Source organism: Nocardia suismassiliense (genome assembly GCF_900269665.1).
Classification (GTDB): Bacteria; Actinomycetota; Actinomycetes; order Mycobacteriales; family Mycobacteriaceae; genus Nocardia; species Nocardia suismassiliense.
In genome coordinates this window covers 187,062-199,172 of record NZ_LT985361.1, presented here as the reverse complement: position 1 = coordinate 199,172, position 12,111 = coordinate 187,062, and the positions used below count along the sequence as shown (strand labels likewise).

10 protein-coding genes are annotated in these 12,111 nt (G+C 68.6%); 6 read left to right on the top strand and 4 right to left on the bottom strand.

All coding sequences use genetic code 11. From position 1 onward, the window contains the following. Positions 1-54 precede the first annotated feature (54 nt). From DBO33_RS00925 to DBO33_RS00915, 3 genes are all read left to right on the top strand, one after another. The gene (locus DBO33_RS00925; protein ID WP_107653351.1) at positions 55-585 is read left to right on the top strand and encodes a lipoprotein LpqH; all 531 of its coding nucleotides are present in this window, start codon (positions 55-57) and stop codon (positions 583-585) included. Positions 586-698: 113 nt separating this feature from the next. Next, entirely contained in the window at positions 699-1,499 is an 801-nt protein-coding gene (locus DBO33_RS00920; RefSeq protein WP_107653350.1) for a hypothetical protein, read from the top strand. Between the two features lie 153 nt (positions 1,500-1,652). Further along, positions 1,653-3,719: a PhoX family protein gene (locus DBO33_RS00915; protein WP_107653349.1), complete on the top strand. Its 2,067-nt coding sequence runs from the start codon at positions 1,653-1,655 to the stop codon at positions 3,717-3,719. 72 nt (positions 3,720-3,791) lie between these two features. Here the strand turns inward: DBO33_RS00915 and DBO33_RS00910 are convergent, their stop codons facing one another. Continuing rightward, positions 3,792-4,526 (bottom strand): glycoside hydrolase family 25 protein, encoded by a 735-nt coding sequence (locus DBO33_RS00910; protein ID WP_107653348.1) that lies wholly within the window; start codon positions 4,524-4,526, stop codon positions 3,792-3,794. A gap of 113 nt (positions 4,527-4,639) precedes the next feature. After that, positions 4,640-5,977: a glucosylglycerate hydrolase gene (gene ggh / locus DBO33_RS00905; RefSeq protein ID WP_107659842.1), complete on the bottom strand. Its 1,338-nt coding sequence runs from the start codon at positions 5,975-5,977 to the stop codon at positions 4,640-4,642. A gap of 196 nt (positions 5,978-6,173) precedes the next feature. On the opposite strand from ggh, the gene DBO33_RS00900 reads away from it, so the two are divergent. Then, entirely contained in the window at positions 6,174-6,875 is a 702-nt protein-coding gene (locus tag DBO33_RS00900; RefSeq protein ID WP_107653347.1) for an SDR family oxidoreductase, read from the top strand. Between the two features lie 89 nt (positions 6,876-6,964). Here DBO33_RS00900 and leuS read toward each other — a convergent pair whose 3' ends face one another. Then, the gene (gene leuS / locus DBO33_RS00895; RefSeq protein ID WP_107653346.1) at positions 6,965-9,811 is read right to left on the bottom strand and encodes a leucine--tRNA ligase; all 2,847 of its coding nucleotides are present in this window, start codon (positions 9,809-9,811) and stop codon (positions 6,965-6,967) included. A gap of 352 nt (positions 9,812-10,163) precedes the next feature. Here leuS and DBO33_RS00890 point away from each other — a divergent pair, with 352 nt between their 5' ends. After that, entirely contained in the window at positions 10,164-10,571 is a 408-nt protein-coding gene (locus DBO33_RS00890) for an SdpI family protein (RefSeq protein ID WP_107653345.1), read from the top strand. A 3-nt stretch (positions 10,572-10,574) separates the two neighbouring features. On the opposite strand, the gene DBO33_RS00885 is transcribed toward DBO33_RS00890, so the two are convergent. Further along, entirely contained in the window at positions 10,575-10,952 is a 378-nt protein-coding gene (locus DBO33_RS00885; protein WP_234390626.1) for a cupin domain-containing protein, read from the bottom strand. 151 nt (positions 10,953-11,103) lie between these two features. Between DBO33_RS00885 and DBO33_RS44390 the strand changes: the two genes are divergently transcribed. Then, the coding region (locus tag DBO33_RS44390; RefSeq protein WP_199856504.1) for a TIGR04222 domain-containing membrane protein at positions 11,104-12,111 on the top strand (1,008 nt) is incomplete at its 3' end.

Below are 12,111 nucleotides of genomic sequence, written 5' to 3'. Positions count from 1 at the left end.
TACCTTTCTCGTATCGGCCCAGACACCCAGGGCCGAACGAACTCAGGAGAAACCATGAACACCAAGTCTGTCACCGCAGCCCTCGTCGCTTCCGCCGCCGCTGCCGCCCTCTTCGTCACCGGGTGCAGCGACAACGCGAGCAGCGCCCCGGCCAAGTCCTCGGCCGCCCCCGCCCCGCAGGCCGCGCCGGCGCCGTCGGGCAAGTCCGCCGCCTCGGTCGACGGCAAGGCGTTCGACGCGACGTTCACCACCACCTGCGCCAAGCAGGGCGGCACCCTGGCCCTCGCGCTGACCGACGCCGCCAACGCCGCTTACGGCAACCTCTCGGTCAGCGCCACCATCACCGGCACCGACACCGTGCAGGCGGTGGGTATCGCGGGCAGCAAGGGCGGCGACGCGGGCCAGCCGTACGCGATCGGCTACGGCAACGGGATGCCGGGCGGCTCGGCCGAGCTCACCAAGGACGGCAACACCTACAAGGTGACCGGTGAAGGCGTCAGCGCCGACCTGGCCAACCCGCTGGCCGGCCCGAAGACGTCGAAGTTCGACATCACCTTCGCCTGCTCGACCGTCGTCGGCGGCTGATCACAGCGCTTGTGAGCGCGCAGGTCCCAGACCGCAACCGTCCCCGGCCCGCTCGAGTTCTGCTCGAGCGGGCCGACATCGGCACCGAACTTCTCGAATCATCAAGGAACATCATGAAAAACATCCGCTGGATCACCGTCGCACTCGCCGCCCTGGCCGTCGGCTACTACCTCCTGCACGGCCTTACATACACCAGCTCGTCGGCCTACGAGCCGACCGGGATGGGCTGGCTCGGCTGGCAGCTGGTGCTGCCGATGCTCGCGCTCACCCTCGTCCCCATGGTCTTCGCCTTCACCGGCGACGGCGTCATGGCGGCCTTCACCGGTCGCAACAGCGCCGAGTTCCGCGACGGCCTGGTCGGGCTCGGCACCATCACCTCGTTCGCGCAGACCGGCGTGACCGTCAACGACCAACCGCAGGTGCGCATCCAGTTCAGCGTCGAGGGTATCGACGGGAAGACCTTCACCGCCGCGGCGAAAATGATTGTGCCGCTGACGGAATTGGCGCTGCTGCAACCGGGGGTGGTGCTGCCGGTGCGCTACCTGCCCGGCCGGACCGACAAGGTCGAGGTGGATATGTCGGGCGACGCATCCATGGCGCAGCAGGCGATGAACGAGTCGATGATCCGCAAGGGCATCACCACCCGGCACAAGCTCGACATCGCCGAGCGCGGCATCGCCACCCAGGCGGTGGTGCAGTCGCTGTCGGTCACCGGCGAGATCCGGGACGGGCACTCGAAGATCGCGCTCGGGCTGGTCGTCACCCGGCCGGACGGATCGACCTTCGGCACCCGCGTGGAAAAGTTCCTCGCACCGAGCACTGTCGGGCAGGTGCAGGTGGGACGCATCCTGCGGGTGCACTACCTGCCGGAGCACGAGCAAGAGGTCGTCATCGCCCTTGCGGTGAATGCCTAGCGCCGCACCGAATGCCGCGTTGTTTCGAGCTTCTCGAACGACGCGGCCTTCGTGTGTGCGGAGTGGTTGCCAGCACAACTGAGGGTTCCCTAATTGGTCAGCTGTTCACCTTTACGTCGTTTCCGGATTGTCCGGGTCGTTTACGGTTCGGCCGTGAGCCTGATCCCCCTCGCCCTCTTCGTGAAGCACGACGGGCAATCCGCACGAGCTTCGGTGACCTGCGAATACAAATGCGCGAACGCCTGTTTCCACGAGGTGCCCAACACCTCCGGTGGTGCGTACTTCGGCGATATCGTCAGTTCCCTGAATCGGCGCGGACTGATCAAGGGCGGCGCGGCGGCCGTGCTCGCGGTTGGCGCGGGCAGTGTGCTCGCTGCTTGCGGAGATGATGTCGACAAGGCGGGTTCCGCTTCTCCGTCGCCGAGTGGTCCGCCCGGCACCGGTACCGAGTTCGCGGCGGTCGCGCCGAACAAAGAGGACGCCATCGTGATCCCGGACGGCTACGACCAGTCCGTCGTGATCCGCTGGGGTGACCCGATCTTCGCCGATGCGCCCGCCTTCGACTTCGACAAGCAGTCGGCCGCCGCGCAGGCCAAGCAGTTCGGTTACAACAACGACTTCGCCGCGCTGCTCCCGATCGAGGGGCAGCCCAACGCCTTCCTGCTCGTGGTCAACCACGAGTACACCACCGGCCCGCACATGTTCCGCGGCTACGACAAGGAAGCGCCGACCGACGAGCAGATCGCGATCACCCAGGCGGCGCACGGCCTGAGCGTCGTCGAGGTGCGCGGCGAGCCGGGCACGGGCAAGCTGGTGCCGGCCTTCGGCAAGTACAACCGCAGGATCACCGCGACCACCGAGTTCCAGCTCACCGGGCCTGCCGCGGGCAGCGACCTGGTCAAGACCGCCGCGGATCCCACCGGCACCAAGGTGCTCGGCACCATCGCCAACTGCGCGGGCGGCGTAACGCCCTGGGGCACCGTGCTTTCCGGTGAAGAGAACTTCAACGGCTACTTCGCCAACGGCGACAAGGCCACCGAAGCCACCGTCGCGGCCCGGCTCAAGCGGTACGGCTTCACCGCGGGCAAGACGCCCAACGGCTGGGAGCGCACCGACAAGCGCTTCGACGTCGCGCAGGAACCGAACGAGGCCAACCGATTCGGTTATGTCGTCGAGATCGACCCGTGGGATCCTGCCTCGACGCCGATCAAGCACACCGCGATGGGCAGGCTCAAGCACGAGGGCGCCAGCATCTACGTCACCGAGAGCGGTGACGTCGTCTCCTACACCGGCGACGACGAAAAGTTCGACTACATGTACAAATTCGTGTCCACGCGCAAGGTGCAGTCGGGCAGCGGTGCGTCGAGCATGCGGCACAACCTGACCATCCTGGATGCGGGCACGCTGTACGTGGCGAAGCTGACCGGCGACCACGCCGACAAGATCGACGGCACCGGCGCCAAGCCCTCGGACCAGGGTTTCACCGGTACCGGCCAATGGCTTCCGCTGCTGGAGACCGGCGCGGACGGCAAGGGCAAGTCGCTGGTCGAGGGCATGAGCGCGGAGGAGGTCGCGGTGTTCACCCGGCTGGCCGCGGACAAGGTCGGCGCCACCAAGATGGACCGCCCGGAAGACTTCGAGGCCAACCCGTACACCGGCAAGGTGTATGTGGCGCTGACCAACAACGACAACCGCGGCAAGGACGGCAAGCAGGGGCCGGACGAGGCGAACCCGCGCAACCTGAACAAGAACGGCCAGATCCTCGAGATCGACGACGACCACACCGGCACCAAGTTCACCTGGTCGCTGCTGCTGGTCTGCGGTGATCCGAACGCCGCCGACACCTACTTCGCCGGCTTCGACAAGTCCAAGGTCAGCCCGATCTCCTGCCCGGACAACCTGGCCTTCGATCCCTACGGCAACCTGTGGATCTCCACCGACGGCAATGCCCTCAAGTCCAATGACGGCCTGTTCTCGGTGGTGCTCGACGGCCCGAATCGTGGTGCGACCAAACAGTTCCTGACCGTGCCGCGCGGCGCCGAGACGTGTGGCCCGGTGGTCACCGAGTCGCGCGTCCTGGTGTGCGTGCAGCATCCCGGTGAGGCCGACGACGCGACGCCGGAGACCCCGTTGTCGCACTGGCCCGATGGCGGCACCGCCCAGCCGCGCGCCTCGGTCGCGGTCGTCTGGAAGAAGAACGGCGGCCGGATCGGCGCGTAACGCCCGGCCCTTCCCACGAAGCCGCCACTGAACCTACCTGCAGGAGTGGCGGTTTCGTGGTTCCGTCGGTCGCTACATATTGGCGAAGCGCGCGAAATCGCCTTGCGCGCCGCTGTATACGTTCAAGTCGGTGCGGCCGGTGATGCCGTCGATGCCGCCGCTGTCGGTGGTCTGCCAGAACGTCCAGGTCGGCCAGCCGCCCGGCACCTCGGGTGCCTCGTTGCCCCGGTAGTCGGCGATCCACAGCGGGTACCGGGTGAACTCGGTGGTGTCGGCCATCGCCGTGCGCCAGAAGTTCGGATAGGTGTAGACGATCGGGGTGCGTCCGGTCAGCGCCTGCACCGTGTTCAGGTAGCGGCGGGTCCAGTCGATCAGCGCGGCCGGTGCCAGCCCGCCGGTGGTCTCCAGATCGAGGACCGGCGGCAGGTCCAGTGCGCCGTTCTGGCCCAGCACCACCGTGGCGTAGAGCGCGGCCTGCGGTTCCGGCGGCAGGTTCGGCCTGGCGTAGTGGTAGGTCCCGCGCGCGACGCCCGCGGCCCGCATCAGCAGGCTGTCCGGCACGAAGTAGGGGTTGATGTAGCTCACGCCCTCGGTGGCCTTGACCATGGCGAAGTCGTGCCCGGCCCGCTTCACCGCGAACCAGTCGATCAGCCTGCCGTCGATGTGCTGCCACGACGAGACGTCCGGACCGGTCGGCGCGGCCGCCGCGGTCCCGGACAAGGTAGCCGTGAGGATGCCGGATAGCGCGATGAGAGACAGGGCCGTGCCGTGACGACGGATGGTGGAGCTCCAACGAGGGGTGTCCATGGCGTTCGACGATAGCTATTTGATCTACTTGTGACCAGTGTTACGAGAGTGGCAGTTGCGCAACGTTTACCGGAATGCGGCGCTGACCGCCCGCAAACCCCTGGTTTCCGGGCTCAACCGAGCCAGTCGAGCACCGAAGCAGCCGTCCACGACTGCTGCATGCTGCCGAGCGGTTCGCCGGTGAACGGCTCGTAGTACTCGGCAAAACTGCCGTCGCTGGCTTGGCGCAGACCCTCTGCGCGCAGCATGAACGAGCGCTCGGCCCACCCGCGCCGGGCGAACACCCAGGAGAACAGCCAGCTCATCACCGGCCACACCGGACCACGCCAGTACTCGCGCGAGCGGAAGTCGCGCGACACCGGCGAGGTCGACGGCGGCAGCGCGTAGCGCAGATCCGGATGCCCGCAGAAGCGCGGCCCCTCGAACGTGCGCAGCAGGGCGCGTTCGGTGTCGCGGTGCAGCCCGCCGCACAGCAGCGGCGCGAACATCGACAATGTCTCGGTGCCGATCCAGCGCTGCAAGCGCACGTCGAAGTCCCTGGCCGCGCCGGTGCGGGCATCGGTGGTCGCGACCACGCCGGCCCGGAAGCGGTCGGCCCACGCGTACAACTCGCGCACGTCGGCGTGCGGCTGCTTGTACTCCTCGCCGATATTGGCGAGCACCTCGCAGGCCAGCGCGAAGATCCCGGTGACGAACACATCCTCGACGGCGAAACTCATCGTCGAGGACAGCTGGTAATCGTCGTAACCCGCCCGGCGCATCTGCTCGACCAGCCACAGGTAGCGGTCGTATTCGCGGTCGCTCGGCCGCTGCGTCGGATCGGCGACCACCAGCACGTCCTCGCGGTGGTACGGCGGCAGGTCGCCGGGCACCACGTTGTCGTAGGCCCGGTCCCAGCGCGGCGAGTTGTCCATGCCGGATTCCCAGCCGTGATACAGCGTGATGCGCCCGGTGTCCTTGGGGTCGCGGGCGTGCGCCAGCCAGCGGTGCCAGCGCACCAGGTCCGGCCAGCGGCGGTTCAGGAACTCCTCGGCGACCGCGCGGGTGCTGCGGCCGTGTCTACGGGAGTGGTCGAGGATGCGCTGCACCGCGATGGCGTGCACGGGTGGCTGGGTGATGCCCGAGGTGTCCGGGCCGTCGGGCGCGTTCGCGGCCAGCTTGCGGCACTCCCACCGGGACGGGCCGGGGAAGTAGCCGTCGACGCCGTTGGCGAAGACGATGTGCGGGATCATGCCGTTCTTCCACTGCGCCGAGAGCAGCGTGTCCAGCTCGATGACCGCGCGTTCCACGCTCAGCGGCGCCAGCCCGACCGCGACGAAGGCGGCATCCCAGCTCCACATGTGCGGATACAGCCGCGGCGCCGCACTGGTCATGGTGCCCAGGTCGTTGCCGCGCAGCAGGTAGGCGGCGCGGGCCGCGAGCTGTGTCGGGGTGAAACCCGGGTGTGCCATCCCCCTATTCTGCGGTGCCACCCGTAAGTACGCCCGTTCGGCGGTGTCCGACTCGGCCTGGTCCCACCCGTCGGTGGGCGGCTCGTGCTCGGCGGTTCTCACGCTCGAATGCCCCGTCCGTAATTCGCTGCTCGAGATTCGACTGTCGCTGTATGCGTGCATCGCTCCGTTTTGCCGAGCTATTACGGTGGGGCGCATGACCTATGCCGTGACCAGCTCTCCGAAGCCGACCGCGCTGATCACCGGCGCCAGCCGTGGCCTCGGCGCCGCGATCGCCCGCGAGCTCGCGCCGTCGCACGAGCTGCTGCTCGGCGCCAGGTCCGCCGACGCGCTGCGCGACATCCTGAAAGAGATACCCGACGCCACCGGCTGGCCGGTCGAGCTGACCGACTATGCGGCGGTGGCGACAGCGGCCGCGCCGATCCGGCGGCTGGACGTGCTCGTGCACAACGCCGGTATCCAAGATCTGGGCACCATCGCCGACTCCACCGTCGAGCAGTGGCGAAACACGTTGGAGGCCAACCTGATCGCGGTGGTCGAGCTGACCAGGGTGCTGCTGCCCGCGCTGCGCGCCGCGGACGGCCATGTGCTGCTGATCAATTCGGGCGCCGGGCTGCGCGCGAACGCGGGCTGGGCCTCCTACGCCGCGAGCAAGTTCGGGCTGCGCGCCTTCGCCGACGCGCTGCGGCTGGAGGAGCCGTCGCTGCGGGTGACCTCGATTCATCCCGGCCGCATCGACACCGACATGCAGCGCGAGATCATCGCGCACGAGGGCCGCGAGTACCGGCCGGAGCAGTTCCTGCGAGCGGAGACGGTCGCGGGTGCGGTGCGCAATGCGGTCGAGACCTCGCGGGACGGGCACCCGACGGAGATCGTGCTGCGGCCCGCGTCGAGCTAGGCGGCGGCCACTCCCGGCCCGCGCGGAACCACGGACGGAACCTCGCCAGTAGACGGGACCTCGCCGGATGACGAGGTCCCGTCCGCTGCTTACGCGACGATGTTGATCAGCCGGCCGGGGACGACGATCAACTTGCGCGGCGCCGCACCGTTCAACAGCGCGGCGATCTTCTCGTCGGCCAGCGCGGCCGCTTCGATGGCGGCGTTGTCGGCGTCCGCGGGCACCTGAATCCGGCTGCGCACCTTGCCGTTCACCTGAATCGGATACTCGACCGACTCGTCGACGAGCAGCGCCGGATCGGCCACCGGGAACGGCCCGTGCGCCAGGGATGTGGTGTGGCCCAGGCGATCCCACAGTTCCTCGGCGATGTGCGGTGACAGCGGCGCGAGCATCAGCACCAGCGACTCCACCACCGTGCGCGGCGCGCCCTCGGGGTAGGTCTTGGTGAGGTGATTGGTCAGCTCGATCAGCTTGGCGCCCGCGGTGTTGTCGCGCAGCGCGGCATAGTCCTCGTCGACCCCGGCGATCGTCTTGTGCAGCAGCCGCAGAGTTTCCGCCGACGGTGCGGTGTCGGCGACGCGCACCCCGCCGGTCTCCTCGTCCACCACCAGCCGCCACACCCGCTGCAGGAACCGGTGCGCGCCGACGACATCCTTGGTCGCCCACGGCCGCGAGCTGTCCAGCGGACCCATCGACATCTCGTAGAAACGGAAGGTGTCCGCGCCGTACAGGTCGTACATCTCGTCCGGCGAGACCGCGTTCTTCAGCGACTTGCCGATCTTGCCGTACTCCTGGAACACCTCGATCTCGGTGCCGGTCGCATCGGTCCAGTAGAACTTGCCGTCCCGCTCGACGATCTCGGCGGCGGGCACGTACGCGCCGCGCTCGTCGGTGTAGGCGTAGGCCTGGATGTAGCCCTGGTTGAACAGCTTCCGGTACGGCTCGCTGCCGCTGACGTCACCCAGATCGAACAGCACCTTCTGCCAGAACCGCGCATACAGCAGATGCAGCACCGCGTGCTCCATGCCGCCGATGTACAGGTCGACGCCGCCGGGGTCGTCCGGGCCGTGCTCGGCCGGGCGCGGGCCCAGCCAGTACTGCTCGTTCTCCTTGGCGCAGAACGCTTCCGAGTTGGTCGGGTCGGCGTAGCGCAGCTGATACCAGGAGCTGCCCGCCCAGTTCGGCATGACGTTGGTGTCGCGGCGGTACTTCTTGAGCCCGTCGCCCAGGTCCAGCTCGACGTGGACCCAGTCGGTCGCCTTGGCCAGCGGCGGGGACGGCTGGGAGTCGGCGTCGTTCGGGTCGAAGGTGACCGGCGCGAAATCGTCCAGCTCCGGAAGCTGTACCGGCAGCATCGATTCCGGCAACGCGTGCGGCCGGTCGTCCTCGTCGAAGACGATCGGGAACGGCTCGCCCCAGTAGCGCTGCCGCGCGAACAACCAGTCGCGCAGCTTGTACTGGATGGTGCCGTTGCCGTGCCCCTCGGTCTCCAGCCTGGCGATGATGGTCGCCTTGGCGTCTTCGACGGACAGGCCGTCGAGATAGCCGGAGTTCACCAGCTCGCCGTCGCCGGAGTAGGCGGACTCGGTGATATCGCCGCCGGTGATCACCTGCACGATCGGCAGGCCCAGCGCGGTGGCGAACTCCCAGTCGCGCTGGTCGTGGCCGGGCACGGCCATGATCGCGCCGGTGCCGTAGCCGCTCAGCACGTAGTCGGCGACGAAGACCGGAACGGCCGCGCCGTTGGCCGGGTTGACGGCGTGCACGCCGAGGAAGACGCCGGTCTTCTCCTTGTTCTCCTGCCGTTCCAGATCCGACTTGGCGATGATCGACTTGCGGTAGGCCGCAACGGCTTCCGCGGGGTTCGCGGCGTTGCCGTTGGTCCAGCGCGGATCGGTGCCCGCGGGCCAGTCCGCCGCGGTCAGCTTGTCGACCAGCTCGTGTTCCGGCGCCAGCACGACGTAGGTCGCGCCGAAGAGGGTGTCGGGGCGGGTGGTGAAGACCTCGATCTGTTCGCCCGCCACGTCGAACTTCACCTGCGCGCCGCGCGACCGCCCGATCCAGTTGCGCTGCATCGTCTTCACCTGATCCGACCAGTCCAGGTGGTCCAGGTCGTCGATCAGCCGGTCGGCGTAGGCGGTGATCCGCATCATCCACTGCCACAGGCGCTTACGGAACACCGGGAAGTTGCCGCGCTCGCTGCGGCCGTCGGCGGTGACCTCCTCGTTGGACAGCACCGTGCCCAGGCCGGGGCACCAGTTGACCATCGAATCGGTCAGGTACACCAGGCGATAGGAGTCCAGCAGCGCCCCGCGCTCGGCGGTGCTCAGCTCGGCCCAGGACTTCCCGTCCGGGACCGGCCGTGCGCCAGTGGCGAACTGGTCGGCCAGCTCCGCGATCGGGCGCGCCCGGTTCAACTCCTGGTCGTACCAGGAGTTGTAGATGCGCAGGAAGATCCACTGGGTCCAGCGGTAGTACTCCGGATCGGTCGTCGCGAACGAGCGCCTGCTGTCGTGGCCCAGGCCGAGCCTGCCCAGCTGGCGCTGCATGTTGGCGATGTTCGACTCGGTGGTCACCCGCGGGTGCGCGCCGGTCTGCACCGCGTACTGCTCCGCGGGCAGACCAAAGGCGTCGAAGCCGAGGGCGTGCAGCACATTGCGGCCGTGCATCCGGTGGTAGCGCGCGAAGACGTCGGTGGCGATGTAGCCGAGTGGATGCCCGACGTGCAGGCCCGCACCCGAGGGGTACGGGAACATGTCCTGGATGAACAGCTTGTCGGCCGGGGTGTCACCGGCGAGTGGGCCGACCGGGTTCGGCGCGTGGAAGGTGCCACGCTCCGCCCAAGTCCGCTGCCACCGCTGTTCGATGCGGCCGGCAAGCTCGGCGTTGTACCGATGCTCGGGTACATCGCTATCGGTTGCACGAGTGTCCTGCACGGTCCTGCCTTCTTGTGATCGCCGATCCCCGACAAACTTCGTCTATCAGGGTAGAACGTGCGGACCGCAGTACTGAAAATCGGGCTGTGCGGACTCCTTCGGCGCGTCCGCTTCCGCGCCGGGAACGAAGTTACCCGCCCGTCGGTATGCGACTGCGCCGCACCGCCTTCGCGTTACTCGCGAGTTGTCGTTCCCATGTGAGCGGACCCAATAATGCGTTTGGTTGCTACGTCGGCAACCTGCTGCGACGCAGTGTGGAAAGCGCTCGTCCGGGGTGGTGGACTATCGAGTGCTAGTCGGTTGCGGGGGAGCGCCCGGCGGGCCGATAGCACCGATGCGCTAGCCTGCATGGGTGTTCGTCGTCGCTCTCGTCTTGTTCGTGCTGGCCCTCGTGGCCGTCACAACCGGCGCACTCGGGCTGATCGGCAAGCTGCCGCGCAACCGCTTCGTCGGGGTGCACACCGAGGCCGCGCTGTCCGACGACGAGACCTTCCGCATCGCGAATCGGGTCGCCGCCCCCACCTCATTGGCGGCCGGGGCGCTGCTGTTCGCCGGTGGTCTCGTCGCGCTCGCCGCCAGCGGCCTCGTCGCTCTGCTCGGCGGCGCGGGTGCGGCCATCGTCGCCCTGTTCACCCTCGGCGCGGGCGCCAACGCCGCGGCCTCGACCGCCGCCGCCATCGCCCCGCCCGCCGAAGTCGGCGGCTGCGGCAGTGCCTGCGGCGCGTGTTCGCTGCGCGACGCCTGCCAGCCCGCGACCTGACCGCTACTCGGCGCAGTCCGGTGCGGGCACGCTGCGGGACAGCGGACTCCCGACCGGGTTGAGGTAGAGCACGCAGAGGTGGACGGCGACCGAACCTCGATTACGTGCGACATGCGGAAAACGAGGGCCGCTCGGTTCGCGGAAAATTCGGCCGCGGCGATAGGTCACCGGCACGCAATCCGCGCTGGGATGGTCGAGCACGCCCTTGGTGACCAGCACGAACAAGGTGCCGTCGTGATAGTGCCAGCCGCTGCTGCCGCCCGGCTCGATGATCGTCTGGCGCAGCACGAACTCGCGCCCGCCGAGGGTGCGGCGGAACAACACGCGGCTCGCGGTGCCCCGTGCGGGTGCGGCGTTCACCTGATACTCGCGTCGCGTCACCACACCATCGAATCATCCCCAGCCATCCACAGGGCTGTGGCGACGGGTGTGAAAGATCGGCTGAGTTACGTTTCGGGTCCAACACTGTCGGCATCGTTACCGGCGGCCCATACTTGGGGCGTTGCAGTACCGGCGTGATTTCGGGGTAGAGATGACTGTGTTGGACCTGATGGCCGCGGGCGATACCTGGGGGATCTCCGGACCGGACTTCATGGCGTTGTACTGGCCGTGCGTGGCCATCGCGGTGCTGCTCGGGTTGTGGATGCGGCTGCGGGTGACCCGCGGCGCGGTCGACACCCGCGGTATCGAACGACCGGGCACGGAGCTGTCGCTGCCCGAGATCGCCATGCTGTTCGACGACCGCCGGGCGGTGCTGACCGCGCTGGCCCGGCTGCGCAGCCACGACCTCATCGACTCCGCCGCGGCGCCGGCGCGGCCGCTGAACGCCGAGGACCGCAGGCAACTGGATCCGTTCACCCGGTCGATCTACGAACGGATCGCCGCCGGGGCGAAGCCGACGGTCGCCGCGCTGACCGCAGGTTCGGCGGCGGCGCTCGGTCCGCTGCGCGACTCGATGATCAAGCGCGGCTACTTTCCCGACGCGGCCTTCCGGCGCAGCCTGCGCGACGCCGGGCTGCCGGTGTTGATCGTCGGAGCGGTCGGCGTGGTGCGGTTCGTCGCAGGGACGCTGAACCACAACCCGGTCGCGTTCCTCGTGCTCGCACTGATCATGCAGGCTTTCTGCTACTTCTTCTTGGTGGCCAAACCGCGGCTGACACCGCTCGGCAGGCTGGCCCGCAAGAACGCGACCAGCAGCAACGCGCATCTGCGGCCGTCCAATTCGCCGGCCTACGCCACCTATGGCGCCGAAAGTGCCGCGCTCGCCGCGGCGATCTTCGGCGGCGCCGCACTGCTGTCGCTGGACCCAGGTCTCGCAAGCGCCGTCGAGCCACCGAGCTCGTCCAGCGGCGATGGTGGTAGCAGCGGTGGTGGTGACGGCGGTGGCGGAGGTGGCGGCTGCGGGGGTGGTGGCGGCGGCTGTGGCGGGTGGCCACCGGACGGGGCGGCGCCCCCGGGTGAGCGGGCCCCCGCCGGGCGGCGCGCGCGGGGGCGGGGGGGGGGCGGGGAGCTGTGGGGTGGGCGCGGGGCTGGGGGGGGG

Excerpts from the sequence above, each read along its gene's own strand:
- DBO33_RS00920 (WP_107653350.1), top strand. The coding sequence starts at position 699 with ATGAAAAACATCCGCTGGATCACCGTCGCACTCGCCGCCCTGGCCGTC.
- DBO33_RS00900 (WP_107653347.1), top strand. The coding sequence starts at position 6,174 with ATGACCTATGCCGTGACCAGCTCTCCGAAGCCGACCGCGCTGATCACC.
- DBO33_RS00910 (WP_107653348.1), bottom strand. The coding sequence starts at position 4,526 with ATGGACACCCCTCGTTGGAGCTCCACCATCCGTCGTCACGGCACGGCC.
- DBO33_RS00925 (WP_107653351.1), top strand. The coding sequence starts at position 55 with ATGAACACCAAGTCTGTCACCGCAGCCCTCGTCGCTTCCGCCGCCGCT.
- ggh (WP_107659842.1), bottom strand. The coding sequence starts at position 5,977 with ATGGCACACCCGGGTTTCACCCCGACACAGCTCGCGGCCCGCGCCGCC.